Genomic DNA, 24,517 nt, shown 5'->3' on the forward strand with positions numbered 1-24,517 from the left:
GGTGCGTCAGATGTGCGCGATGGTGAGGCCGAGGACGCCGGCCACCACGTCGAGGCGGCGGGACAGGTCGCCGTTGGCGAGGATGGCGTGGTGCGAGGGCAGCGCCTCGACGTACCGGTAGCCGTCCGCGACCCGCAGGACGGCGCCGTTGAGGCAGTCGGAGTTCTCGTACTGCGTGTAGCTCTCCAGCACCGCCGGGGCGACGGTGAGGGTCCGCATGTCGCTGGCGATCTTGACGATGGTGGTGTCCCCCTCGGGGAAACGCGCGTCGATCGCGTTGCCCTCGGGGTCGACGATCTCGAGCACCCGGGGCCGCAGCGTCCACCCGGTGGCGAAGGAGCGCGGCACCACGCCGAAGAAGCCGCAGTGTGCCACGAGGATGTGGTCCTCGGGCCGCTCGACCGGGGGGAAGTACGGGATGCGCTCGTGCTTCAGGGCCGCCTGTCCCATCAGGAAGGGGTACAGGTTGGTCATCATGACCGGCGCGCCGAGCGACTTGTGCACCAGGGTCTCGGTGATCATCGAGGTGAGGTCGGCCTCGCAGCCCCACATCAGGCCCCGCTCCTCGAAGAGCAGGTTCCAGGCCAGGCACGGCGTGGTGGTGGACGTGGCCGACTCGTTGAGGCAGTTGATCCCGGCGGCGATGACCTCGCCGGACTCGTCCAGCTCGTCGCTCAGCGCGAGGTAGAGCCGCAGCGCCTCGCCGCGGCCGCGCTTGCTGAGCCCGACGATCGGGACCGAGTCGCCCAGGCGCTCCCAGGCGGCCTCGACGCGGGCGTCGGTGACCGCGGCGGCGCGGGCGGCGAGGGCGCGGAAGCTGCGCCGCTCGATGGTGACACCGAACGCGCGCCGCATGTCCTCGACGCACTCGTCTTCCCACCAGTAGAACCGCTTGAAGATGTCGGGCTGCATGCCGGCGCCCAGGTCGTCCTGGTAGGCGAGCATCGTCGAGCGGGCCAGCGCCGCCTTCGTGGCCAGGGCCCGGCAGACGTCCTCGAGCTCCTGCCGCGACGTGGGGGCGATGGTGGCGACGCCCCGGCGGCGCAGGTGGTCGCGGATCTCCCAGTCCCACATCGAGACGGTGCCGAACTCCGACGTCACGACGAGGATCGGCACCTCGATCCGGCGGAACGCGGCGACCATGCGGTAGGCCAGGCCGCTGAGGTCGGCGACGACGACCGCGCTCGTGCCGGGCGGGACCGGGGCGTCGAGGTGGGCCGGCGGCAGCCAGTCCACGAGGTCGCCGGTCAGCCCGCGCAGGTGCGCCAGCTGACCGAGGAAGGTTTCGCCCGGATCCGGTTCGAGGTGTACGGGCAGCAGGCGGGGCTTGGTCATGGCGCGACCCTTCCGTTCGCCGACGGTTTGAGCACGACCTTGAGGGCGGCGGCGTCCTGTACCTTGTCGACCGCACGGGCGGCGTCGGCCAGGGGCAGCGTGTCGGAGACCATCCAGGCCAGGTCGATGCGGCCCTGGCCGACGAGCTCCGCGGCGCGCCGGCAGTCCTGCAGGGTGGAGGCGGTCGTGCCGGTGACGACGAGTTCCTTGTAGTGGATGGCGTTGGTGTCCAGCTCGACCGTGGGGCGGCCGCGCGGCAGGCCGCCGAAGAGCAGCACCCGCCCGCCCACCCCGGCCAGCCGGACCGCCTCGGACTGCAGCGCGTGCACCGGGGCGGCGGTGATCACCACGCCCGCGCCGGCGCCCCCGGTCGCCTCGGCCACGGCCGCGGCGAGGTCCTCGGCGGCCGGGTCCACGACGACGGCGGCGCCGGCCCGGGCGGCGGCGAGGCGCCGCTGCGGCGACGGGTCGGAGGCGAGGACCGTCTCCGCGCCCCGCGCCCGGGCCAGGGCGACGTGCAGCAGGCCGACGGGTCCGCAGCCGGCGACGAGCACGGTGTCGCCGGCGCGCACGCCGGCCTTCTCCTGGCCGCGCAGCACGCAGGCGAGCGGCTCGATGAGCACGGCGGCGTCGGGGTCGGCGGCGGCGTCGAGCGGGATCAGGTTGCCCTTGCGCACCGCCCGCGCCGGCACCACGACCCGGTCGGCGAACCCGCCGTCGAGGGTGATGCCGATGCCTTCGGTGGCCGGGCACAGGTTCTCGTTGCCGCCGCGGCACTGCGGGCAGTGCCCGCAGCCGATGTTGGGCGCCACGAAGACCAGGCCGCCCACGGCGAGGCCGGCGGGCAGGGCGCCGGGCGGGGCCTCGGCGATCCGGCCGGCGATCTCGTGGCCGGGCACCCGCCCGCGCCCGCCGGCGTAGGCGGCGTGCTCGCCCTTGAAGATGCGCACGTCGGTGCCGCAGACCCCGGCGCTCTCCACCGCGATCCGCACGTCGCCGGGCGCCAGCGGCGGGTCCGGCCGCTCGCCGTACACGAGCTCGCGCGGCCCCTCGTAGGTGACGGCGTGCATGCTCATGCCGCCGCCGCGCCGGACTGCCAGGACAGCGTGAGGCCCGGCGCCCGCAGCTCGGACAGCGCCACGGTGCGCCGCTCCAGCATCGACATCGTGCCCGCGAGGACCAGGGCGACGGCCCGGGTGCCCTCGGCCGCGCCGACCCGCACCGGCTCGCCGTCCATGGCCGCGAGGAACTCGACCATCTCCCGCGTGTAGGCGTCGGCGAACCGGTCGCGCCAGGAGCCGAACACCGCCTCGCCCCGGCGGGACGTGCCGCTGACGATGCTGGCCAGGCCGCCCGGGCCGGTGCCGCCGACCTGGATCATGCCGCCGGTGCAGGTCACCTCGACCCGGGCGTCGTAGCCGTAGTCGGCCGGGCACACCCCGGCGATGCTGGCGATGGCGCCGGATTCGAACGTCACCGTGGCGAGCAGCGTGTCGTAGAAGTGCTCCGTGGTGACCCCGCGCTCGCGGCCCTTGAAGTTGGCCACCCGCACGTGGATGTCGACCGGCTCGGCGCCGGCGAACCAGTTCACGGTGTCCAGGTCGTGGCTGTTGACCTCGGCCAGCATGCCGTTGGAGGTGCGGATGTCGTTGGCCCAGGCCGGCGGCAGGCCGGGGCCGTGGGTCAGCGACTTGATGATCATCGGCGCGCCGATCGTGCCGCCGCGCAGCAACTCGGCGGCCTCGATGAAGTCGCGGTCGAACCGGCGCATGAAGCCCAGCTGCAGGATCCGGTCGGAGCGCCGGAGCGCGGCGGTGATGCCGGCGCACTCGTCGAGGTTCATCGCCATCGGCTTCTCGAGGTGGACGTGGAGCCCGGCGTCGAGCGCCGCGACGGCCAGCGCCCGGTGCGTGAACGTCGGCGTGGTGATCACCGCGCCGTCGTAGGGGCCGTGCGCCAGCGCCTCCTCCAGCGTGGCGTACACGGCGCCGACCGCGTAGTCGGCGGCCAGCTTGCCGGCGGTGTCGAGGGACGGGTCCACGATGGCGGCGACCTCGGCGCGGCGGCCGGCGCGTTCGATGAGGTTCCTGGTGTGCAGCCGGCCGACGCGGCCCGCTCCCACCATGCACAGTCGTTTCCTGGACATCAGCTGGCCGCTCCAAGTCGGTCGGGGACTTCTCGGTCGGGGGCGCCGGCACCGGCCTGGTAGCCCCGCACCAGGCGGTCCGACCAGCGCTGGTAGTCGCCGTAGGCGGTGTCGTAGGCGGGTCGCACGTGGGGGTCCGGGATCCGGCCCGGCCCGTAGGCCGACGCCGGCAGCGGCGGGAGCGGCTCGCCGAGCGCGGCCATGGCCACCAGCGCGGCGCCCCGGGCGCCCGACTCGACGCCGGTGACCGGCCGGTAGGCGGTCGCGAGGACGTCGGCCTTGATCTGGTTCCACAGCCCGATGCGGGTGCCGCCACCGGTACCGATGACCTCCCGCACGGTGCTGCCGGGGGCCAGTGCGCGGGCGACCTCGGCGTAGCGGCGGTACTCGAAGGCGATCGCCTCCAGGGCCGCCCGGGCCAGGTGGCCGCGGCCGTGCACCGGGCTCAGCCCGATGACGGCGCCGCGCATCGCGGGCGCGGCCGGCGCGACCCGGCCCTCGAAGTGCGGGGACAGGATCAGCCCGGCGCTGCCCGGTGCGACGCCCGCGGCGGCCGCGGCCAGGTCCGCGTAGGCGGCCTCGCCGAGGACGGCGTGGCCGAGCATCTCCCGGCAGATCCACTCGACGAGCTGGCCGGCGCCGCCGACGTAGGACAGCGAGTACCACCGGCCGGGCAGCGCGGAGCGCATCGTCATCAGCGTGCCGCCGGTGTCGGGCGTGAACGCCGGCAGGCACACGCCGAAGACCGCGGCGGTGCCGGCGATGTCGAAGGCCTGCCCGGCGTCGAGCACGCCGGCGCCCAGCGCGCCCGCGGCGGTGTCGCCGCAGCCGGCCGCGACCGGGGTGCCCGGGCGCAGCCCGAAGTCGGCGGCGGCGGCCGGGGTCAGCTCCCCGACGACGCCGGAGCTTTCCACGATGCGGGGCAGCAGGCCGGGGTCCATGCCGGCGGCGGCGACGAGGTGCCCGTCCCACCGGCCGGTGCCGACGTCGGCCATCGCGGTGAAGTGCAGATGGGTCCCGTCGATGAACGCCTCGGACCCGGGCAGGCCGGCCAGGCGGCCGGCGACGTATCCGGCGGCGGTGACGAACTTGGCGGCCCGGCCGCACAGCCGTGGCTGGTGGCGCAGCCACCAGAGCATCTTGGGCCCGATGCTGATCGTCGGCGCGCACCCGGCGGCCGCGGCGATGCGGGCGCCGGCGGTGCGGTGCAGCTCCTCGACGACGGGGGCGCAGCGGATGTCCAGCCACGAGTCGAACGGCGCGAGCGGGCGGTGCGCCGCGTCGACGAGGCCGACGCCGGCCATCTGCCCGGCCACCGCGATCGCGCCGACCGCGGCGGCCACCGCCGGTACCGCCGCCAGACACTGCCGGGTGGCGGCCGCGGCGGCGGTGTAGAACTCGTCCAGGTCCTGCTCGGCGTGGCCCGGTGCGGGCCGGCGCAGGGCGATCGGCCGGGACGCGGTCGCGAGCTCGGTGCCGTCGAGGGCGAAGAGCGACGCCTTGACCACGCTCGTGCCCAGGTCGACGCCGAGAACGGCGGCGGGCGGCGCACTCATGGTGTTGCCGGTGTCTCGGGTGGGCGGCCGGGCTCGCTGCTGCCGCGGAACTTCGACAGGGCCTCCTTCATCTCGCCGAGCCGGGCCAGGTGCTCGGGCCCGCGCCGGACCGCCACCGCGGTGGCCATGACGTCGAAGAGCACCAGGCCGGCGAGGCGGCTCACGGTCGGCGTGTAGATGTCGGTGTCCTCGAAGGTGCGCAGCACGATGGCCACGTCGGCGATGTCGAACAGCGGCCCGGGGCCGCCGGTGACGCCGATGACCGTGGCGCCGCGGCGCTTGCCCTCCTGCGCGACGTCGAGCACCGACGTGGTCCGGCCGGTGTTGGAGATCGCGACGAGCACGTTGCCGGGCTGGCACATCGAGGCGGCCATGAACTGCTGGTGCAGGTCGACCGGCGCGGCGCACGGTACCCCGAACAGCACCGCCTGCTGCAGCGCGTCCTGCGCGATGATCCCGGACGCGCCGAGCCCGACGAAGAGCACCGCGCTGGCGCCCAGCAGCAGGTCGACGGCCTCCTCCACCGCGCCGGTGTCCAGCGAGCGGCGGGTGCGGTCCAGGCTGCTCAGCGTGTGGTCGAAGATCTTGGTGGCCACCGCGGCGACCGGGTCGTCGGGCTGGATCGCCGAGTGCGTCACCGGGATGCCGATGGCCAGGACCTCGGCGAGGGCGTACTTGAACGACTGGAACCCGTCGAAGCCCAGGCCGGTGCAGAAGCGCATCACGGTCGGCTCGCTCACCCCGGCGGTGCGGGCCAGCGCCGCCATGCTGGAGCGCATCACCGCCGTCGGGTCGTGCAGGACCAGCTCCGCGACCTTGCGCTCGGACGGACGCAGCTGGTCCAGCCGGCTGGTCAGCGTCTCCATCAGCGTGGCGTCGGCCATCACCTGGTTCATGCCTGCTCCAATGCTGCCAAGAGGTTCACCACTGCCTGACTCGTGGCCCGGCGGACGCTCGCCGCCGTGTATCCGCCGAGGTGCGGCGTCGCGATCACCCGCTCGTGCCGCAGGAGTGGGGTCAGCTCCGGCGGCTCGGCGTCGAAGGCGTCGACCGCATACGCAGACAGTGTGCCGTCCCGCAGCGCGGTGAGGACGGCGTGGTCGTCGACCAGCGCCGATCTGGCCGTGTTGACCAGGACGGCGCCGCGGCGCAGCAGCGCGAGCCGGTCGTCGTCGACCAGCGGCCGGCCGCCGTCGAGCGGCGGGCAGTGCAGCGTGACGGCGTCGGCGGCGGCCAGCAGCTCCTCGAGCCCGGTCATGCGCACCCCCGGGCCGGTGGAGACCGGGTCGGTGGCGAGCACCCGCGCGCCCAGGGCGGTGAAGAGCCGGGCTACCCGGGAGCCGACCGCGCCGAGCCCGACGACCCCGATCGTGCAGTCGGCCAGCTCGGCGCCGAGGGTGCGCTCCCAGCGCCCCCGGGCGACCCCGGCCGCGCTCCACGGCACGTGCCGCAGCGCCGAGAGCGTCAGGGCCAGCGTCAGCTCGGCGACGCCCTGGGCGTTGGCGCCCGCCGCCCGCTCGACCCGCACGCCGCGCCGGCGCGCCGCGGCGAGGTCGATGCCGTCGGTGCCGGCGCCGTTGCGGCTGATGACCCGCAGGCCCGGCGCCGCACCCAGGACGCGGTCGGTGATCCGCTCCACCCCGGCCAGCCAGCCGGCGCACCCGGGCAGCAGCTCGATCAGCTGCTCCTCGGTCGGCAGCCGGCCGGCCGGGCCGGCGACGAGGTCGTAGCCCTTGGCGCGCAACGGCTCCAGGTCGCCGGCCGCGGTCAGGCCCCGCTCGGTCAGCGAGCGGGGCGTCACCAGGATCCGCGGGCCGGCGCTCATCGCCGGGCCGCCGCCGCGAGGCGGTCGAGGGCCTCGAAGCGCGGCCCCGACGCCGGGATGTCGATGCCGAACACCTCGGCGATCACCTGGGTCCAGCCGTGCAGGAAGTACACCCAGCCGTCCTCGACCCGCACGTGCCCGGCGGCCCGGGCCTGGTCGAGGAAGACCAGGTCGCCGCGGTAGTTGAGGTCCCACGCGACGGCGTCGGGGGGGAACTGCGCGGCGCCGGTCAGCGGCGAGCCGGGCGCGTCCTTGCCCAGGCCGGTCGCGTTGACCACCAGCGAGCCCGGCTTCAGCCCGGCCAGCACCGCGTCGTTGTCGCCGGGGCCGGGGGTGTGCACGTATTCGAGCGGGACGTCGGTGCCCAGCCGCTCGTGCACGGCGCGCAGCGCGGCGAGCCGCTCGGGGCTGCGGTTGGACACGACGATGCGGGACGGGCGGTCCGCGCCGCGCTCCGGGCGGGAGAGGTACCAGCTGATCGCGATCGCCGAGCCGCCGGCGCCCATGAGGAACGCCTCGGCGCCGGAGCCGGCCCAGTGGCCGGGCGCCAGGAACGCCTCGATGGCCAGGCCGGAGGAGATCGGGTCCTTGGCGTGGCAGACCAGCGCGCCGTCCCGCTTGGACAGGCAGCTCGTCTCGCCCATCAGCCGGGCCAGCGGGTCGACGGTGCCGAACAGGTCCCCGCAGGCCTGGTAGAGGTCGATCTTGTGGGTCGTGACGAGGGCGCCGAGGCTCAGCGGGTCGCCGGCGATGAACTCGACGACCCGCCGGTACTGTTCGCGCGGCGCGTGCAGGGGGAGGTCGACGCCGGCCAGCCGGGCGTCGCCGAGCCCGAGCTCGCGCGCCCACAGCGGGAACACCGTCTGGATGGACGACCGGCCGGTCGTCACGCCGATGAAGTACAGGGTTGGCACGGTCGCCGGCCGGATGGACGGTCCCGCTGGGGCGGACAAGGCTCTGACCTCCTGGGATTGGCTGACGGGCGGGCGCGGTCGCGACCCGTCACGGCCGGCGGCGGTAGCCGGTGTGGCGCGGGTTGGGCCGGGTGGTCCAGCCGCCGTCCGGGTCGCAGACCACGAGCTGGGCCATGCCGCCGGCGTCGGCGATGAGCCCGTAGTCCTGGCCGGCGTCGGCGGCGTAGCAGAACAGCGTCACGAACGGCTCGGTGCCGACGTTGACGCTGCGGTGCACCCATTCGCCGGGCACGTGGACCGCCTGGCCGGGGGTGATCGCGATCGCCCGGCTCTCGCCGGACAGCGACTCGAGCAGGAGCACGCCGTGGCCGCTCAGGCAGTGGTACAGCTCGGCCCGGTCGGACTTGGCGTGCAGGTGCCCGCGGGTCAGCGCGAACTCGGCGCCGACCCTGGCCGGCAACAGGGTGCTGGTGCCGATGATCAGCGCGCCGGGGCCGGCCGCGTTGCGGTGCTCCTCGACGCGGTAGGCAAGGCTGTCCGAGCCGCGCTCGCGTAGTGCTTCTCCATACGCGGCCTCGTCGTGGTAGACGCCGCGCAGGTCGCCGAACGCCTTGTCGTATCCGCCGGTCCGGCCGTTCATGGTGCCGTCGGTGCCGATGGTCAGCAGCCCGGGCTCGCTGAGGTCGCCCGGCGTCATGGGGCGATCGGGGAGGGGTCAATGAGGGGCATGTAGTGAAACTACTAGCGAAGGCTTGCGGCAGTCAAGATCTGGGCGCTCGATGGCGAACGATGGGCCATTTTCTCGATGCGATGACAGTGGTACTACTACACAAATGGATCTCCCGACATCGCCCCCGGCCGCCGAAGGGCTCGTGCGCACCGTGCTGGGCGACCGCCCGGCCGGCGAGCTCGGCCCGTGCGACTACCACGAGCACCTGTTCCAGGTCTCGCCGCTGCTGCCCGGCGACGAGCTCGACGACGAGGCCGCCGGCCGGGCCGAGGCCGCCCGGCTGCACGCCGCCGGCATCGGCTCGATGATCGAGGCGACGCCGTGCGGGCTCGGCCGCGACCCGGCCGCGGTGGCCCGGGTCAGCGCGGCGACCGGGCTCGCGATCGTGCACGTCAGCGGCGCGCACCGGCAGGAGCACTACCCGGCCGGCCACCCGCTGCTCTCCTGCGACGAGGCCACCCTCACCGCCCGGTTCGCCGCCGACGTGCGCGACGGCCTGCCGCCCGGCGAGCCCGCGGCGGCGCTGCCGGCGCCCGGGCCGCCGGCGCTGGGCCCGCGGGGGGAGCCGGTCCGCGCCGGCATGCTCAAGGCCGGCGTCGGCTACTGGCGGATCAGCCCGTTCGAGCGGCGGGTGCTCGCCGCCGTCGGGGCCGCGGCCGGGCAGGGCGGGGTCGCGGTCATGGTGCACCTGGAGCACGGCTCGGCGGCGTGGGAGGTGCTCGCCCGGCTGGCCGAGGCCGGCCTGGCCGCCGACCGGGTCGTCCTCGCGCACGCCGACCGCAACCTCGACGCCGGGCTGCACGCCGAGCTCGCCGCGGCCGGCGCGTACCTGGGCTATGACGGCATGGCGCGCCACCGCGAGGCCCCGGACTCGGCGATCCTGGACTGCCTGGCGGCGGTGGCCGCGGCCGGCGGCGCCGACCGCCTGCTGCTCGGCGGCGACGTGGCGCGCCGCTCCCGGTACGTGGCCTACGGGGGCATGCCCGGCCTGGACTACCTGCCCCGGCGCTTCGTGCCGCGGGTCCGCGCGCGCCTCGGCGACGCGGTCACGGACCGGATCCTGGTGGCCAACCCGGCCCGGCTGCTGACGCTGCGCTGAAACGGCGCCCACCGGGGACCCTTGCGTAACGTGCTGGACATGGTGTAGTTCTACTACGTCAGTCCCGGGGGGTTTGGGCTGCTGGACCACAGCACCGCACCGTGCCGGCCGCATCGGCTCGCCGGCCCGTGCCACATCCATGTCATGCACCTGTGACGAACGTGCCCGGCCGGGTCACCCCGCCGGCCGCGGCGGCGAATCGCACCCGAATTTCAAGGCCGATGACCGCCACCGTCCCGTGCGGACGGTATCGAGCCCCACTCGCTAGTCGAAGGAGACACCCCATGACACTTGGACGAGCGGACGCCGCGCGGTCGGCGAGGTCCGGTCTGTCCCGCCGGACGTTCCTGCGGGGCGTGGCCGCGACCGGCGCCGTCGCGGCCGCCACGCCCTTACTCGACGCCTGCGGCTCGGACTCCGGCTCCGGCTCCGGCAAGGCCACGGTGACCTTCTGGACCTACCACCCGGAGGAGACCAAGTTCTGGCCGCAGGTGATCAGCGACTTCGAGGCGGCCCACCCCAACATCTCCATCAAGCAGCGCATCTTCGCCGACCCCGGGCAGTACATCTCGGCCATCCAGCCCGCCGTGGCCTCCGGCGACTACCCGGACGTCTTCCCGCCCTCGCTGTTCGTGCTCAACTTCGGCAAGCAGGGCGTGACCCGCGACCTCAACGCCGCGCTCGGCAAGCCGTTCACCGACCAGTTCTTCCCGTCGGCCAACGCGGCCTACATCGACGGCGACAAGCAGTACGGCGTGGGCTGGCAGGCGCAGACCTACGGCATGTTCTACAACCCCGAGCTGCTGGCCCGGGCCGGCGTGCAGTACCCGGAGACCTGGGACGACCTGCTCAACATCGCCAAGCCGCTGCAGGCGATCGGCGTCACGCCCTGCGTGCTGCCCGGCAACCCCGGCACCTACGCCAACGACTTCTTCCTGCCGCTGGTCACCCAGGCCGCCGACGACCCGAACGCCATGCGCAAGATGGACCTCCAGCAGGACGGCGCCACCTGGAACAGCCAGCCGGTGATCGACGCGCTGGGCATGTTCAAGAAGCTCATCGACGGCGGCGTCTTCCAGCCGGGCATCACCTCGACCACCATCCAGCAGGCGTACGCCCAGTTCTACACCGGCAAGGCCGCCCTGTTCTTCTGCGGCAACTTCGGCCAGGCGGCGCTGCAGCAGAGCGCGCCCGAGGCCTTCAAGAGCGCCTACAAGATCGGCCAGACCCCGGCCTGGAAGTCCGGGGCCAAGCACTGGTGCGGCAACCAGGCCGGCAACAACCTCGCCCTCAGCGCCAACAGCAAGAACCCGGACGCGGCGGTGGAGTGGTTCAAGTACATCTTCGAGTCCGGCCGGTACATCGCGTTCACCAACAACATCCAGGGCATCCCCTCCCTCAAGTCGCTGGCCGACCAGGTGACCGACCCGATCACCAAAGAGATGGCCTCCTGGCTCATCCAGGGCAACGGCTGCCCGCACACCTGCTACGGCACCGGCGCCTCCGACGCCGTCGCCAACCAGCTGTCCGCCCTGGTCAAGGGGGGTGTCACGGCTTCGGCGGCGGCGGCGAGCATCCAGACGGACGCGCAGCGGGCGCTCGGCCGGTGAGCCCGGGGTGACACGGAAGGACGCCATGAGCAACGAGCTTCGCGGGGCCGCGGCGCCGGCCGGCACCGCGCCGGTCCCGGCGGCCCGTCCGCCGGCACCGGCGCCGGTGCCGGCCGGGCGCAGCCGGGCCACCGCGCGACGGCTGAGGCAGCTGACCGGATTCCTGTTCGTCGTGCCGGCCGTCGTGCTGTTCTGCGGGTTCGTCGGCTATCCGTTCATCCGCAGCATCTACATCAGCATGACCCGCTGGTCGGGCATCGGCGCGCCGCAGTTCGTGGGCACCCGCAACTTCACCGCGGTCGTCCACGACCCGGTGTTCTGGGTCGCCCTGCGCCAGACGCTGCTGTTCGTCGGCGTGACGACGGTCATCCAGACCGTGCTGCCGCTGGGGCTGGCCGCGCTGCTCAGCGGCCGGACCCGGCGGGCCGGCGCGCTGCGGACCATCTTCTTCCTGCCGCACGTCATCTCGCTGACCACCGCCGGCATCATCTGGCAGAACCTCTACGACCCCAACTTCGGCGCCTTCAACCGGATCCTCGGCGCGGTGGGCCTCGGCGGCCTGCGGCAGAACTGGCTGGCCCAGGACCACACGGTGCTCTGGTCGATCGCCATGGTGGCGATCTGGGGCGGGATCGGCTACTACCTCATCATCTACGTCGCGGCGCTGCAGGGCATCTCGCCGGCGGTCTACGAGGCGGGCCGCGTCGACGGGGCGAACCGGTGGCACGAGTTCCGCTACCTCACCGTGCCGCTGCTGCGCCCGGCGACCGCCATCGTGCTCACGCTGAACCTCATCAACGGCCTGAAGACCTTCGAGGTGGTCTACGTGATGTCCGGCGGCGGGCCGAACCACGCGTCGGAGATGCTCTCCACGCAGATGTACAACGTCGCCTTCGGCTCCGCGGTCGGCGGGGTGCCGTCGTTCGGCTACGCGACCACCATCGGCCTGGTCATCATGCTGCTGGCGGTGGCCGCGGCGGTAGTGCAGATGCTCGTGGGACGGAGGGCGCGCGATGGCCGCTGACGTGGTGGCGAAACGGATCCGGCGCCGGCCGGTGGAGTGGCTGCCGGGCATCGCGCTGTGGATCGTCCTCGGTGTGCTGGCGGTGTTCTTCCTGTTCCCCTTCCTGTGGGTACTGGTGACGTCGCTGCGCCCCGCGTCGAGCGTCTACGCCGGCGGGCTGATCCCCGACCGGTGGACCTTCGGCGCCTACGGCGCGGCCCTGCACAACATCGACCTGCTGCGGCACATGGCGATCAGCCTCGGGGTGACCGTGGCCACGGTGGCGCTGGTGGTCATCGTCGCGACCCTCGCCGGCTACGGTTTCGCGCACTTCGCCTTCTTCGGCCGGGAGACGCTCTTCATCACCCTGCTCACCACCATGATGCTGCCCACCGTGGTCTTCGTGATCCCGCTGTTCATCGAGATGCGCACGCTGGGCCTCATCAACAACCCGGTCGGCCTGGTCATCGCCTACGCCGCGACCGGCTCGCCGCTGGCGATGTTCCTGATGCGGACCTTCTTCCGCAACCTGCCGCCCGAGCTCATCGACGCCGCGCGCATGGACGGCGCCGGCGAGCTGCGGATCTTCTGGTCGGTCATGCGGCCGCTGGCCGCGCCGGGCGTGGCCAGCCTGGTGGTCTTCCAGTTCATGCTGACCTGGAACGAGTTCCTCTACGCCAACACGTTCATCCGGCTGCCCGAGTGGCTGCCGCTGCAGCCGCTGCTGTACTCGCTGCAGGGCTCCTACGGCACCGACGTCCCGGTGCTCTGCGCCGGCATCGTCCTGTCCAGCCTGCCGGTCCTCATCGTGTTCGCCGGCATGCAGCGGCGCTTCGCCGAGGGCCTGACCCTCGGCGCGCTCAACGCCTGACCCTGGCCCTGCGAAAGGAATGCGAGTGTCGCAAGTGGACATCTTCGAACGGCGGCCGCTCACCGGCACCGGCCTGCGCGTGACCCCGGTCGGCGTGGGGTCCTCGTCCCTGGCCAGCATGCCGTCCCACTACGGCTACGAGGTCACCGAGGAGGCGGCGACCGCGACGGTACTGCGGGTGTTCGCCAGCGGCCTCAACCTCCTCGACACCTCCGCCGGCTACGGCAACGGCGAGAGCGAGCGGCGCATCGGCAAGGCCATCGCCGCGGCCGGCGGCCTGCCCGCCGGCTTCGTGCTCGCTTCCAAGGCCGACCCGGACCCGGTGACCAAGGACTTCTCCGGCGAGCAGGTGCGCCGCTCGCTGCACGGCAGCCTGGAGCGGCTCGGCGTCGACCGCCTCCCGCTCTACATGCTGCACGACCCGGAGCGGATCAGCTTCGCCGACGCGACGCGCCCGGGCGGCCCGGTCGACGTCATGGTCGCGCTGCGCGAGGAGGGGCTCGTCGACGCCATCGCCGTGGCCGGCGGACCGGTGGACCTCATGCGGCAGTACGTGGCCACGGACGCCTTCCAGGTGGTGCTGACGCACAACCGGTACAACCTGCTCAACCGCGCCGCCGAGCCGCTGCTGGCGGAGGCCGCCGAGCGCGGCGTCGGGGTGATCAACGCCGCGCCGTTCGGCGGCGGGCTGCTGGCGAAGGGGCCGGACCGGCACCCGCGCTTCGCCTACCGCGAGGCGGCCGCGCCGCTGCTCGACGCCGCCGCCGCGATGCAGCGGGCCTGCGCGGAGGCCGGCGTGACGCTGGCCGCCGCGGCGGTGCGGTTCTCGCTGCGCGATCCCCGCGTCGGGGTGACCCTGCTCGGCGCCAGCTCGCCCGGCCGGGTCGGCGACATCGTCGCGCAGGCCGCCGCGCCCGTCCCCGAAGACCTCTGGCCGGCGCTGGAGCGGCTCGTGCCGGCCGCCGAGCACTGGCTGTCCTGACCATCGGCACCGAGCGGGAATGAGTCTGCACATGCCCACCAGCAACGGCCCGGTCCGCACGCTGCGCGTCGCCGGCGACACGTTCCACGACGCCGACGGCCGCGAGGTCGTCCTGCGCGGCGTCAACCTCGGCGGCATCCTGCTCATGGAGAACGCCATCACCGGCTTCGCCGGCGTGGAGTCCACCATGCGGCGGCGGGTCCGCGAGCGGCTCGGCGGCGAGCGGTACGAGCTGTTCTTCGACCGGCTGATCCGCGCGATGTTCGACCACGACGACGCCCGCTTCCTGCGCTCCGTCGGCTTCAACTGCGTGCGGATCCCGGTGAACTACCGCCACCTGGAGTCCGACGACGAGCCGTTCGCGCTGCTGCCCGGCGCCTTCGACCACCTCGACCGGATCATCGGCATCTGCGCCGAGCACGGCCTGGGGGCCGTCGTCGACCTGCACGCGCTGCCCGGCGCCCAGAACCAGCACTGGCACTCCGACAACCCGACCCACCTCGCCCACCTCTGGGACCAGGCGGCGTTGCAGGACCGGGCCGTGTGGCTGTGGGAGCAGATCGCGGAGCACTACAAGGACTCCGCCGCCGTCGCCGGCTACAACCTGGTCAACGAGCCGGCCGACCCGACCCGGCGCAAGGCCGGCCCGCTGTACCGGCGGATGGTCGAGGCGATCCGCGCCCGCGACCCGTGGCACGTGCTGTTCCTCGACGGCAACACCTACGCCACCGAGTTCGACATCTTCGACGGCACCATCCCCAACGCCGTCTACACCGTGCACGACTACGTCGAGGCCGGCTTCCTGCCCGACGGTCGGTACCCGGGCCCGCACGCCGGGCAGACCGTCGACAAGGCGTACATCGAACGCTGCTTCCTGGAGCGCACCGAGTTCCAGCGCCGCACCGGCACGCCCGTCTTCGTCGGCGAGTTCGGCCCGGTGCACACCGGTATCGCCGAGGCCGACGCCGGCCGGGCCCGGATGCTGCAGGACCAGCTCGACGTCTACCGGCGCTACGGCGCGAGCTGGGCCTTCTGGACCTACAAGGCGGTGCGCGGCCAGGGGCTGGTCGGCCCCGGCGACGGCACGCCCTACGTGCGGCGGTTCGGCGACTTCATGGCCCGCAAGCACCGCTTCGGCGTCGACGCGTGGGCCAGCGACGGCACCGCCTCCGCCGAGGTCCGCCGGGCGGTCAAGGCGCTGCTGCGGGAGGAGTTCCCCGCCTACGCGCCCTACCCGCGCGGCCAGGACGACTGGGTCGACACCCTGCTGCTGCACATCCTGCTCGCCGATCCGCTCGGCGAGCAGTACGCGGAGCTGTTCGACGGCGCCTCCGCCGCCGACGTGGGGGAGCTGGGCGACTCGTTCCGGCTGGACCGCTGCGACCGGCGCGCGGACTTCGTCGACGTGTTCGCCCGCGCCTGCGGCACGGGTGACGCCGGATGAGGGCGCTCATCACCGGCGCGAGCGGCTTCCTCGGCGCGCGGCTCGCGCGGACGCTGCTGTCGGACTGCCCGGAGCTGACCGGCCTGGTGCTGGCCGACCGGGTCGAGCCGCCGCCGGACCTGCTCGCCGACGAGCGCGCCGAGTTCGCCGGCGGCGACCTGGCCGCGGGCCTGGCGCGGCCGGTCGCCGGCGCCGACGTCGTCTTCCATCTCGCGGCGGCGGTGAGCGCGGAGAGCGAGCGGGACTTCGACCTGGGCATGCGCAGCAACCTCCAGGCCACGCAGGGGCTCCTCGACGCGGTGCGGGCGGCCGGCCGCCGGCCCGTGTTCGTCTTCGCCAGCTCGCTCGCCGTCTACGGCGGGTCGGGGCGGTTCCCGCTGCCCGGCATCGTCACCGACGGCACGCTGCCGCTGCCGGGCAGCAGCTACGGTACCCAGAAACTGATCTGCGAATATCTGGTGCGCGAGTACACCCGCAAGGGCTACCTGCGCGGGCGGACCGCCCGGCTGATGACGGTCACCGTGCGGCCGGGCCGGCCCAACCAGGCGGCCTCGAGCTTCCTCAGCGGCATCATCCGCGAGCCGCTCGCCGGGCTGCCGGCGCGGTGCCCGGTGCCGCCCGCGACGACCGTCGCCGTGTCGTCGCCCGCGGCCACGATCGCCGGGCTGATCCGGCTCGCCGGCATCCCCGACGCCGAGTGGGGCGACCGGCTGGCGCTCAACCTGCCCGCGCTGACCGTGCGGGTCGCCGACATGGTGGCCGCCCTGGAGCGGGCCGCGGGCAAGGCCGCGGCCGGCCTGATCGACTGGGTGCCGGACCCGGCGGTGCAGGCCATCGTCGGCGGCTGGCCGGCCCGGTTCGACCCCGCCGCGGCGGCGTCGTTCGGCCTGGCGCCCGAGCCGGACTTCGACGCGATCGTGGCGCAGTACCGCCGGGACGCCGGGCGGTGACCGGGGTCCGCATGCCCGCGCTGCCGGCCGAGCGGCCGGTCCCCGACGAGCGGATGCGCGCCGCCGTGGCCGGCGCGCCCTGCCTGGTGGTGCTCGACGACGACCCGACCGGCACGCAGACCGTCCGCGGGCTGCCGGTCCTGACCGGCTGGGACGTCGAGGACATCCGCTGGGCGCTGCGGCAGGGTACCGACGGGATCTTCATCCTCACCAACAGCCGCAGCCTGTCCGCCCCGGCCGCCGACGCGGTCAACCGCGAGGCGGCCGCGGCGTGCCTGCGGGCCGCCGCCGCCGAGGGCCGGGCCATCACGTTCGCCAGCCGCAGCGACTCCACCCTGCGCGGGCACTTCCCGCTCGAGGTGACGGCCCTGAGCGCGGCCGTCGCGCCCGACGCGGTGATCATCGCGCCCGCCTACGTCGACGCGGGCCGGATCACCATCGACTCGGTGCACTGGGTGCGCTCGGGCGACGAGCTCGTCGCCGTGGGCGAGACCGAGTTCGCCCGCGACGCGACCTTCGGGTACACCCGCTCGAGCCTGCCGGAGTGGGTGGCGGAGAAGTCCGGCGGCGCGGTGCCGGCGGCGGACGTGGCGCGGATCACGCTGACCGACCTGCGGGAGGGCGGCCCGGACGCGGTCGCCGCCCGCCTCGCCGGCCTGCGGGGCGGCCGGATGGTGGCGCTCGACGCGGTGACCGACGACGACCTGCGGGTCTTCTGCCTCGCCGCGATCGAGGCCGAGCGGGCCGGCCGCCGGCTGCTCTACCGGGTCGGCCCGTCGTTCGTGCGGGCCCGCACCGGCCAGCCCCGCCACCCGCCGCTGAGCGACGCGGAACTGGCCGGGCTGGTCGCCCGCCCGCCGGGAACGGGCGGCCTGATCGTCGTCGGCTCGCACGTGTCGCTCACCACCCGGCAGCTGGAACGGCTCCGCCGCCGCGTGCCCGTGCGCGACGTCGAGGTCGCCGTCGGCGCACCGAGCCTCACCGCCGCCGTCCGGGCGGTGGCCGACGGCCTGGCCGCCGGGCACGTGGTCGTGCACACCCCGCGCGAGCTGGTCCGCGGCGCGACGCCGGAGGACAGCCTGGCGATCGCCCGGCAGGTCAGCGCGGACCTGAGCGACGTGGTGCGGCGCGGCATCGAGCGGGTCCGCCCGGCCTTCGTCGTGGCCAAGGGCGGCATCACCTCGGCCGACATCGCGACCCGCAGCCTCGGCATCCGCCGGGCCTGGATCCGCGGCACGCTCCTGCCCGGCGTGGTGTCGCTGTGGCAGCCGGCGCCGGGCGGCGGGCCGGCGGTGCCGTACGTGGTCTTCGCCGGCAACGTCGGCGACGAGCACTCCCTGGCCGACGTCGTGGAGCGGCTCGGGGCCTGAAGTCCCGCCGCCGGGGGCATGGATGCCCTGTCCGCGGCGGGTGGTGGCGGTCAGGGTGAGGTCATGACCAGCAGTCTGGCGGTGGTACGGCGGCCGAGGCCGGTGACGGTCACGGTGGGTCTGCTCGTGTTCCTCGCGCTCAGCGCGGTGGCCGGCGGCATCGGCCTGATCGACGGGGGCATCTCCGATCAGTTCCCCGCCGACTGGCTCGACCGCCTGCCGTTGATCGACAGCTGGCTGATCCCCGGCCTGGTCCTCGGCGTCGGCTTCGGCCTCGGTTCGTTCGTCGCCGCCTACGGCATGCTCACCCTCCGGGGCGGGCCCCGGCCGGCCGCGGCGCTGCGGTGGACCGGGCACCACTGGTCGTGGTCGGCGACGATCGCGCTGGGCGTGGGCCAGGTGGTGTGGATCGCCCTGGAGCTGATCTACCTGCCCGGCTGGTCGTGGCTGCAGGTGATCTACGGCGGCATCGGCGTCGCGCTGGCGGTGCTGCCGCTGCTGCCCGCGGTGAGCGCGCACCTGCGCCGGCCCTGACGGCGGGCGCCGTGGGCCGGTTCGGGTTCTCCTATGTCGGCGCCGCCTTCCTGCTCGCGCTGTTCGTGCCCAACCTGCTGTGGAGCCGGTATGCCCGGCCCGCCGGCTACGACCCCTCCGGCGAGCACCGCGCGCTGCGCATCGCCGAGCGGGCCGGGCAGGTGCTCACCGTGGCGGCCGCCGTCTGCTTCGCCGGCACCAACCTCCGCCCGTGGACGCCGTGGTCGTGGTGGCTGGTCGCGGCGGTGGCGGCCATGGTCGCCTACGAGGCCGGCTGGATCCGCTACTTCGCCGGCCCGCACACATCGGAAGCCTTCTATCGGAGTCTGCTCGGTGTGCCGGTACCCCTGGCCACCCTGCCGGTCGCCGCGTTCCTGCTCCTGGGCGTCTACGGCCGCCTGCCGCCGCTGATCGGCGCCGTGGCCCTGCTGGGGATCGGGCATATCGGCATCCATCTCCAGCATCGCCGCGCATCGCACTCTAGCGGAACCGGGCCCGATCGGTAGGGATAAGTGGCATTCCTGTCGATGCCGCGCCCCGATAAGCGGCTTTCGGAAACGGTTTCGTGTTTGCCGGAAACCCGGCCGCCTCCCGCAGAGCGCACGGCTGGAACACGCCGTTCGTACGTTGCTCGCGCGCTGAAGATCACGGCGCGAAAGGGAGAGCTTCCAACATGGTCCGTTTCATCCCTCTGCGGTTCCGGCGTGGATCGAGGGCGGCGCTGCCGGCCGCGATCCTCGCCGGCTGCCTGGCGGCGTCCACCCTCATCGCCGCCCCGGCCGCCGCCGACCCGATCGACGAGTCCGGAAACTCCAACGGCTTCGCGGTGGAGAACCTCCCGGACGGCGGCGCCCGGGTCACGCTGCGGCTCGACGAGCCGTTACCCGTCCGGGACGCCATCCCGGAGCTCGCCGTCGACGGCCGCGTCATCGGCGCGGCCAACGAGTCCGCCGACGGGCTCACGCTCACGGTCGACACCACCGACACGACGGTGACCCAGGCCAAGCGCGTCGAGGTCGCCTGGAACGGCGTGGTGCCCGGCACCCAGGCGGCGCCGAAGGCGGCCGCACCGGCGGCCACCGCGCAGAGCCGCGCCAAGAAGGCGGTCTACACCGATCCCGCGCAGCCCGGGCCGTACTCGGTCGAGCGGCTCGACTACGACCTCGGCGACACCGCGACCACGCTGTCCGGCCTGAGCAACCTGCCCGTCGAGATGCGGGCGGCGGTCTACGCGCCGGCCGGGGCGAAGGGCGCGCGGCCGGTCGTCATCTTCCTGCACGGGCGGCACTCCGCCTGCTACAACCCGACCACCCGGGGTACCAACAACACCACCTGGCCGTGCCCGGCCGGCTTCCTGCCCATCGACAGCTACCTCGGGTACACCGAGACCGCCGAGGCCCTCGCCACGCACGGCTACATCGTCGTGTCGATCAGCGCCGACGGCATCAACGCGAAGGACGCCAACTTCACCGACGACAACGGCGCGCTGGCCCGCGGGCAGCTGGTGCTGGCGCACCTGGACCTGCTGGCGTCGTGGAACGAGAGCAAGGGTCCGAAGCGGCATCCGCTGTCGGGCCGGCTGGACCTGGACAACGTCGGGCTGATGGGCCACTCCCGCGGCGGCGAGGGCGTGGTCGAGGCCGCGCTGCTCAATGCGGAGCGGGCCCACCAGTACGGCATCCGGGCCGTCCTGCCGCTCGCGCCGGTCGACTTCGGCCGGCCGACGCTGCCGGGCGTGCCGATGACGGTGATCCTGCCCTACTGCGACGGCGACGTCTCCAACCAGCAGGGGCAGCACTTCTACGACGACACCCGGTACTCCTACCGCGACGACGTGCTGCGCACGTCCATCATGGTGATGGGCGCCGACCACAACTTCTTCAACACCGAGTGGACGCCCGGCGTGTCGGTCGCGCCGTCCAGCGACGACTGGTCGCCGGCCAACGACGAGCTGTGCGGCAGCTCCGCCCCGACCCGGCTGGCCCCGGCCGAGCAGCGCGCCGTCGGCACCGCCTACATGGCCGGATTCTTCCGGCTCGTGCTGGGCGGCGAGGAGGCGTTCCTGCCGCTGTTCGACGGCACCGGCGGTACCGTTCCCTCGACCGGACGGGCCGTCGTCTACACCGAGGCCCAGCAGCCCCGCACCGCCCGGATGGACCTGGCCCCGCTGGAGCATCCGGCGCCGAACGTGACGGCGTCGGGCTTCGACCTCGCGGCGTACTGCTACAGCGTGTCCGCCCGGGTGCTGCCCGGCGACACGCCGTGCTCGTCGACCACCGCGACGTCGAAGATCCCGCACTGGACGCCGGCGACGTTCGCGCCGTCGGTGCCGCTGAGCCCGGTCCTGCGGCTGCAGTGGAGCGCCGCGTCGGCATCGCCCACCCTCCAGGTGGCGCTCGCGCCGGGGCACTACGACATCAGCGACTACGACGCGCTGACGTTCCGGGCGGCCCGGGACGAGTCGGCGACCGGCGACGTCGACCTCGACGTCACGCTGGTCGACGGCAAGGGCCGGTCGGCGACCGTGCGGGTCGGCGACGTCAGCCCGGCGCTGACCGCGTTCCCGTCGTCGGCGAACACCGCCAACGGGATCAGCCGGCTGGGCAAGACCTGGCTGCGCACGGTCCGGGTGCCGCTGGACGCGCTGCCGAAGGTGCACCTGGACGACGTCCGGTCCATCACGGTACGGCCGGCGACCCCGGCCGGCGGGGTGTACCTGTCGGACGTCACGTTCGACACGCCCGCCGTCGGCGCCGGCGTGGCGACCCGGGCGGAGCTGGTCAGCATCGCCGACGCCACGGTGAGCGAGGGCAACGGGCCGGGCACCGCGACGATGCGGCTCACGATCAGCAAGCCGCTGCGGGACCCGGCGACGGTCCAGGTGCAGACGGCGGCGAGCGGATCCGCGACCGCCGGTCAGGTGCCGGCGCAGTGGTTCCCGGTCACCCTGCCCAAGGGCGCGACCAGCGCCACGATCTCGGTGCCGATCACCGGCAACACCACCGTCAACACGGCGTCGCTGCAGTACAAGATCACCATCTCGGCGCCGACCGGCGTCGCGATCGGTGACGGCTTCGCCTGGCTGACGGTGCTCGACGACGACACCGCCTGACCTACCACCTCGCGCGACGGGCCGTCCGGACCTCAGTCCGGGCGGCCCGCCGTCATCCGCTCGGCGATCGTCCGCAGGATCTCCGGCTGGTGCTCGGTCAGGAAGAAGTGCCCGCCGGCGAACACCTCGAGCTCCGACCCGCCGGTGGTGTGCTCGCCCCAGGCGGCCGCCTCGCCGGTCGTCGTCTTCGGGTCGTCGTCGCCGGTGAACACCGTGATCGGGCAGGCCAGCGGCGGCCCCGGCACATAGCTGTAGGTCTCGGCCGCCCGGTAGTCGTTGCGGATCGACGGCAGCGCCATGCGCAGGAAGTCCTCGTCGCCGAGGATCGCGGCGTCGGTGCCGCTCAGCCGCCGCACGTCGGCGAGCAGCCCGGCGTCGTCGAGCAGGTGCACGGTTTCCTGCCGGTGCCGCGACGGCGCCCGCCGGCCCGAGACGAAGAGCCGCACCGGGACCGCGCCCGCGTCCCGCTCGAGCAGCCGGGCCACCTCGAAGGCGACGCTGGCGCCCAGGCTGTGGCCGAACAGGGCCAGCGGCCGGTCGGTGAACGGGCGCACCACCTCGAAGACGAGCCGGGCCAGCTCGGGCACGCCGGGCACCAGCGGCTCCCGGCGCCGGTCCTGCCGGCCCGGGTATTGGATGGCGACGACCTCGATGCCGGGCGAGAGCGCCCGCGACACCGGGAAGAAGAAGGTCGCCGAGCCGCCCGCGTGCGGCAGGCAGACCAGCCGCGCAGCGCCGGGGTCCGCCGGATGGTAGGTGCGCGTCCACAGGCCCCTGTCGATCCGCGGGGTCGTCATGCGAACCGATCCTAGTGTGTCATCCCGGGGTTGACAAGCGCCGCCCCGGTCCGTCACGCTGGGTTCCATGACCCGTAAACCCCGGGATGACAAATCGATGGATCCCGGCGCGTGGAAGGAGGTCCTCGCGCACCGGGACCCCGCCGACGCGGTCCAGGCGGCCCGCCGGTTCGACGAGAGCGGCCTGACGCCGGATCGGGTGCGGGCCGCCCTGGCCGACGGCGGCGACGCGCTCTACGCCGCGGCCCGCACCGGGGAGCCGGGCTGGGCCGAGGAGTTCGGCGGGCCGCTCGCGGTCGCGCTGCTGGCGGCCGAGGTCAGCGCCTTCGCCTCGCACCTCAACTCCCGGGCGGCCCGGCTGCGGTCCCTCGCCGTCAACCAGCTTCTCGACGACCTCAGCGCGGTGACCGTCGCCGAGCACCTCGGCGTCTCCCGGCAGAAGGTCTACGACCTCGCCCGCAACGACCAGACCGTTCCCTTCATCGATCGCGTCCCGTGGAGGCAACCATGAACCCGCCCGAGCTCGTCGCACTGCCCGATGAGTCCGTGAGCCCGCTCGTCCATCCGCTCGACCTGCCGCCCGCCCGCCGGGCTTTCTTCCACGCCTGGCTCATCGCGGTGCTCGCCGGGCCGGCCACCGTCGCGAGCCTGGTCGTGGTGTTCTGGTTCGTCGCCGAGGACCGGTGGGTCGCTCCGCCGGCCGGCCTCCTCGTCGCCGTCCTCGGCACCGCCGCGTCGGCCTACTTCCAGCGCGAGGCCTGGGCGTACATCCCGCGCAAGCGCCAGGACCGCGCCCGGCCGCTGCCGCTGTCCTGGGACCTCGGCCGCTACCTGGTCGTCGCGGCCAGCGCCGGCGCCGCGCTCGCGCTGCTCGGGCGCCGCCTGCTGGAGCCGTCGGTGCCCCAGCCGGTGGGCGCCTATGTCGTCGGCGCCTGCGCCGGCATCGTCGTCGTCATCGCCGCCGAGTTCGGGTGGCGGCTGGCGATGGCGGTCGCCGGCCGCGGCCGGCCGCGCGCCGCGCTGCTCCAGCTGCCCGGCCTGGCCGCCGTCGGCGTCGTCACCGCCTACCTCGGCGGCCTGCTGCAGGGCCGGGCGGCTCCGCGCACCTGGCACCTCTCCGACCTGCTCATCGGCGGCGCCGTGCTGGTCGCCGTGCAGGTCGCGGTCTGGATCGGCCGGGCCCGCGCCGCCCGGCGCTAGCCGCCGCGCCGGCCCGCTCTACCCTGTCACGTCGTGGAAGCCTCTCTGAGCCGGCGCGAACAGGTCAAGAACGCCGTGGACTCGGCGCCGTTCCAGCGCGCCATCATCGCCGTCATCGTCCTCAACGCCGCCCTGCTGGGCCTGATGACCTCGGACCGGACCGACGCGGACTTCCTCCATGTCCTCGACGCCGCCCTGCTCGGCGTGTTCGCCCTGGAGCTGGTGCTGCGCATCTACGCGCACGGCTGGCAGTTCTTCCGCGACCCGTGGAGCATCTTCGACCTGCTGATCGTGTGCATCGCGCTCGTGCCGGCCACCGGCGGCCTGTCGATCCTGCGCGCGCTGCGCATCCTGCGCGCCCTGCGGCTCATCACCGCCGTGCCGAGCATGCGCCGGGTGGTGCGGGGCCTGCTCGCCGCGATGCCCGGCATGCTCTCCATCGTCATGCTGCTGTGCCTGGCCCTCTACGTCGGCGCCGTGCTGGCCACCGAGCTCTACGGCGGCACCGCCCCGGAGTACTTCGGCGACCTCGGCACCTCCCTGTTCACCCTGTTCCAGGTGATGACCGGCGAGGCGTGGCCCGACATCGCCCGCGAGGTGCTCCCCGAGCATCCAACCGCGTGGATATTCTTCGTCCTCTACATCCTGATCTCGTCGTTCGTCGTGCTGAACCTCTTCACCGCCGTCGTGGTCAGCGCCATGGAGTCGGAGAAGGAGGACGAGCGCGCCGCCGAGGCCGGGTCCCCGCTGCTCGACGAGGTCCGTGCCCTGCGCGTCGAGATCGCCGAGCTCCGCGCCCACCACCTCGGCACCGGCCTGGTGCGCGAGGGCGCCCACGCCGACCAGCACAGCACCGTCTCCGGTTGACCGGCGCCGCCAGCGCGGACATGACTCTAACTGATGATGTGGATCGATAGCTAGGTGGCCGAAGGGGCAGCTTTCGGACCATGTGCCCGCTATGATCCGCGAGTATCAATGTTGATGCTCGTCAGTGGAGAGGTGCTCATTGAAAGCATTCAGCGGGCGGACCACACGGCGG

Annotated in this window: 23 protein-coding genes; 14 read left to right on the plus strand and 9 right to left on the minus strand. The window is 73.8% G+C overall.

Features of this window, described 5'->3' with window-relative positions; genetic code table 11:
• Positions 1-6: 6 nt before the first annotated feature.
• The 8 genes from ACQPXD_RS18475 to ACQPXD_RS18510 are packed head-to-tail and all read right to left on the minus strand — an operon-like array spanning position 7 to position 8,473.
• Positions 7-1,335 carry a hypothetical protein gene (locus ACQPXD_RS18475; RefSeq protein ID WP_432840039.1) on the minus strand — a complete coding sequence of 443 codons (1,329 nt, stop codon included), beginning with the start codon at positions 1,333-1,335 and terminating at the stop codon, positions 7-9.
• Positions 1,332-2,411, minus strand: a complete 1,080-nt coding sequence (locus ACQPXD_RS18480; protein ID WP_432840041.1) for a zinc-binding dehydrogenase — start codon at positions 2,409-2,411, stop codon at positions 1,332-1,334. Before ACQPXD_RS18480 ends, ACQPXD_RS18475 begins: the two co-directional genes overlap by 4 nt.
• Positions 2,408-3,481 (minus strand): Gfo/Idh/MocA family oxidoreductase, encoded by a 1,074-nt coding sequence (locus ACQPXD_RS18485; RefSeq protein WP_432840043.1) that lies wholly within the window; start codon positions 3,479-3,481, stop codon positions 2,408-2,410. The genes ACQPXD_RS18480 and ACQPXD_RS18485 overlap by 4 nt, the downstream gene beginning before the upstream one ends.
• Positions 3,481-5,037, minus strand: coding sequence for a xylulokinase (locus ACQPXD_RS18490; protein ID WP_432840045.1), 1,557 nt, complete (start codon positions 5,035-5,037; stop codon positions 3,481-3,483). The genes ACQPXD_RS18485 and ACQPXD_RS18490 overlap by 1 nt, the downstream gene beginning before the upstream one ends.
• Positions 5,034-5,933: an SIS domain-containing protein gene (locus ACQPXD_RS18495; protein ID WP_432840047.1), complete on the minus strand. Its 900-nt coding sequence runs from the start codon at positions 5,931-5,933 to the stop codon at positions 5,034-5,036. Before ACQPXD_RS18495 ends, ACQPXD_RS18490 begins: the two co-directional genes overlap by 4 nt.
• A complete protein-coding gene (locus tag ACQPXD_RS18500) occupies positions 5,930-6,862 on the minus strand; it encodes an NAD(P)-dependent oxidoreductase (protein ID WP_432840049.1) in 933 nt (310 codons plus the stop codon). Before ACQPXD_RS18500 ends, ACQPXD_RS18495 begins: the two co-directional genes overlap by 4 nt.
• Positions 6,859-7,815, minus strand: coding sequence for a shikimate dehydrogenase family protein (locus ACQPXD_RS18505; RefSeq protein WP_432840051.1), 957 nt, complete (start codon positions 7,813-7,815; stop codon positions 6,859-6,861). The genes ACQPXD_RS18500 and ACQPXD_RS18505 overlap by 4 nt, the downstream gene beginning before the upstream one ends.
• A gap of 49 nt (positions 7,816-7,864) precedes the next feature.
• Positions 7,865-8,473, minus strand: coding sequence for a glucose-6-phosphate isomerase family protein (locus ACQPXD_RS18510; RefSeq protein ID WP_432840053.1), 609 nt, complete (start codon positions 8,471-8,473; stop codon positions 7,865-7,867).
• A 136-nt stretch (positions 8,474-8,609) separates the two neighbouring features.
• Between ACQPXD_RS18510 and ACQPXD_RS18515 the strand changes: the two genes are divergently transcribed.
• From ACQPXD_RS18515 to ACQPXD_RS18565, 11 genes are all read left to right on the plus strand, one after another.
• On the plus strand, positions 8,610-9,605 hold the full coding sequence (locus tag ACQPXD_RS18515) for a phosphotriesterase family protein (protein ID WP_432840055.1): 996 nt from the start codon (positions 8,610-8,612) through the stop codon (positions 9,603-9,605).
• A gap of 284 nt (positions 9,606-9,889) precedes the next feature.
• Positions 9,890-11,215, plus strand: coding sequence for an ABC transporter substrate-binding protein (locus ACQPXD_RS18520; protein WP_432840057.1), 1,326 nt, complete (start codon positions 9,890-9,892; stop codon positions 11,213-11,215).
• 25 nt (positions 11,216-11,240) lie between these two features.
• Positions 11,241-12,239: a carbohydrate ABC transporter permease gene (locus ACQPXD_RS18525; protein WP_432840059.1), complete on the plus strand. Its 999-nt coding sequence runs from the start codon at positions 11,241-11,243 to the stop codon at positions 12,237-12,239.
• Positions 12,229-13,089: a carbohydrate ABC transporter permease gene (locus ACQPXD_RS18530; RefSeq protein ID WP_432840061.1), complete on the plus strand. Its 861-nt coding sequence runs from the start codon at positions 12,229-12,231 to the stop codon at positions 13,087-13,089. Before ACQPXD_RS18525 ends, ACQPXD_RS18530 begins: the two co-directional genes overlap by 11 nt.
• Before the next feature lie 25 nt (positions 13,090-13,114).
• On the plus strand, positions 13,115-14,071 hold the full coding sequence (locus tag ACQPXD_RS18535) for an aldo/keto reductase (RefSeq protein WP_432840063.1): 957 nt from the start codon (positions 13,115-13,117) through the stop codon (positions 14,069-14,071).
• A 31-nt stretch (positions 14,072-14,102) separates the two neighbouring features.
• Positions 14,103-15,515: a glycoside hydrolase family 5 protein gene (locus tag ACQPXD_RS18540; RefSeq protein WP_432840065.1), complete on the plus strand. Its 1,413-nt coding sequence runs from the start codon at positions 14,103-14,105 to the stop codon at positions 15,513-15,515.
• The gene (denD, locus tag ACQPXD_RS18545) at positions 15,512-16,465 is read left to right on the plus strand and encodes a D-erythronate dehydrogenase (protein ID WP_432840067.1); all 954 of its coding nucleotides are present in this window, start codon (positions 15,512-15,514) and stop codon (positions 16,463-16,465) included. Before ACQPXD_RS18540 ends, denD begins: the two co-directional genes overlap by 4 nt.
• Positions 16,462-17,835: a four-carbon acid sugar kinase family protein gene (locus tag ACQPXD_RS18550; protein ID WP_432840069.1), complete on the plus strand. Its 1,374-nt coding sequence runs from the start codon at positions 16,462-16,464 to the stop codon at positions 17,833-17,835. Before denD ends, ACQPXD_RS18550 begins: the two co-directional genes overlap by 4 nt.
• 63 nt (positions 17,836-17,898) lie before the next feature.
• Positions 17,899-18,369, plus strand: coding sequence for a hypothetical protein (locus ACQPXD_RS18555; RefSeq protein ID WP_432840071.1), 471 nt, complete (start codon positions 17,899-17,901; stop codon positions 18,367-18,369).
• 11 nt (positions 18,370-18,380) lie between these two features.
• Positions 18,381-18,875, plus strand: a complete 495-nt coding sequence (locus ACQPXD_RS18560; protein WP_432840073.1) for a hypothetical protein — start codon at positions 18,381-18,383, stop codon at positions 18,873-18,875.
• Between the two features lie 167 nt (positions 18,876-19,042).
• Positions 19,043-21,481, plus strand: coding sequence for an alpha/beta hydrolase family protein (locus ACQPXD_RS18565; protein ID WP_432840075.1), 2,439 nt, complete (start codon positions 19,043-19,045; stop codon positions 21,479-21,481).
• A gap of 32 nt (positions 21,482-21,513) precedes the next feature.
• Here the strand turns inward: ACQPXD_RS18565 and ACQPXD_RS18570 are convergent, their stop codons facing one another.
• Complete coding sequence (locus ACQPXD_RS18570; protein WP_432840077.1) at positions 21,514-22,278, minus strand: thioesterase II family protein; 765 nt, start codon at positions 22,276-22,278, stop codon at positions 21,514-21,516.
• A 67-nt stretch (positions 22,279-22,345) separates the two neighbouring features.
• On the opposite strand from ACQPXD_RS18570, the gene ACQPXD_RS18575 reads away from it, so the two are divergent.
• The 3 genes from ACQPXD_RS18575 to ACQPXD_RS18585 are packed head-to-tail and all read left to right on the plus strand — an operon-like array spanning position 22,346 to position 24,345.
• On the plus strand, positions 22,346-22,789 hold the full coding sequence (locus ACQPXD_RS18575) for a hypothetical protein (RefSeq protein WP_432840079.1): 444 nt from the start codon (positions 22,346-22,348) through the stop codon (positions 22,787-22,789).
• Positions 22,786-23,478, plus strand: a complete 693-nt coding sequence (locus ACQPXD_RS18580; protein WP_432840081.1) for a hypothetical protein — start codon at positions 22,786-22,788, stop codon at positions 23,476-23,478. The genes ACQPXD_RS18575 and ACQPXD_RS18580 overlap by 4 nt, the downstream gene beginning before the upstream one ends.
• Before the next feature lie 33 nt (positions 23,479-23,511).
• Positions 23,512-24,345, plus strand: a complete 834-nt coding sequence (locus ACQPXD_RS18585; protein ID WP_432840083.1) for an ion transporter — start codon at positions 23,512-23,514, stop codon at positions 24,343-24,345.
• Positions 24,346-24,517: the final 172 nt, after the last annotated feature.

It is taken from the genome of Dactylosporangium sp. CA-092794, from assembly GCF_050948465.1.
Taxonomy (GTDB): domain Bacteria; phylum Actinomycetota; class Actinomycetes; order Mycobacteriales; family Micromonosporaceae; genus Dactylosporangium.

Coding starts and splice junctions, on each gene's coding strand:
- ACQPXD_RS18515 (WP_432840055.1), top strand. CDS start 8,610: ATGGATCTCCCGACATCGCCCCCGGCCGCCGAAGGGCTCGTGCGCACC.
- ACQPXD_RS18480 (WP_432840041.1), bottom strand. CDS start 2,411: ATGAGCATGCACGCCGTCACCTACGAGGGGCCGCGCGAGCTCGTGTAC.
- ACQPXD_RS18510 (WP_432840053.1), bottom strand. CDS start 8,473: ATGACGCCGGGCGACCTCAGCGAGCCCGGGCTGCTGACCATCGGCACC.
- ACQPXD_RS18485 (WP_432840043.1), bottom strand. CDS start 3,481: ATGTCCAGGAAACGACTGTGCATGGTGGGAGCGGGCCGCGTCGGCCGG.
- denD (WP_432840067.1), top strand. CDS start 15,512: ATGAGGGCGCTCATCACCGGCGCGAGCGGCTTCCTCGGCGCGCGGCTC.
- ACQPXD_RS18475 (WP_432840039.1), bottom strand. CDS start 1,335: ATGACCAAGCCCCGCCTGCTGCCCGTACACCTCGAACCGGATCCGGGC.
- ACQPXD_RS18565 (WP_432840075.1), top strand. CDS start 19,043: ATGGTCCGTTTCATCCCTCTGCGGTTCCGGCGTGGATCGAGGGCGGCG.
- ACQPXD_RS18575 (WP_432840079.1), top strand. CDS start 22,346: ATGACCCGTAAACCCCGGGATGACAAATCGATGGATCCCGGCGCGTGG.
- ACQPXD_RS18540 (WP_432840065.1), top strand. CDS start 14,103: ATGCCCACCAGCAACGGCCCGGTCCGCACGCTGCGCGTCGCCGGCGAC.
- ACQPXD_RS18555 (WP_432840071.1), top strand. CDS start 17,899: ATGACCAGCAGTCTGGCGGTGGTACGGCGGCCGAGGCCGGTGACGGTC.
- ACQPXD_RS18495 (WP_432840047.1), bottom strand. CDS start 5,933: ATGAACCAGGTGATGGCCGACGCCACGCTGATGGAGACGCTGACCAGC.
- ACQPXD_RS18520 (WP_432840057.1), top strand. CDS start 9,890: ATGACACTTGGACGAGCGGACGCCGCGCGGTCGGCGAGGTCCGGTCTG.
- ACQPXD_RS18500 (WP_432840049.1), bottom strand. CDS start 6,862: ATGAGCGCCGGCCCGCGGATCCTGGTGACGCCCCGCTCGCTGACCGAG.
- ACQPXD_RS18490 (WP_432840045.1), bottom strand. CDS start 5,037: ATGAGTGCGCCGCCCGCCGCCGTTCTCGGCGTCGACCTGGGCACGAGC.
- ACQPXD_RS18530 (WP_432840061.1), top strand. CDS start 12,229: ATGGCCGCTGACGTGGTGGCGAAACGGATCCGGCGCCGGCCGGTGGAG.
- ACQPXD_RS18525 (WP_432840059.1), top strand. CDS start 11,241: ATGAGCAACGAGCTTCGCGGGGCCGCGGCGCCGGCCGGCACCGCGCCG.
- ACQPXD_RS18570 (WP_432840077.1), bottom strand. CDS start 22,278: ATGACGACCCCGCGGATCGACAGGGGCCTGTGGACGCGCACCTACCAT.
- ACQPXD_RS18580 (WP_432840081.1), top strand. CDS start 22,786: ATGAACCCGCCCGAGCTCGTCGCACTGCCCGATGAGTCCGTGAGCCCG.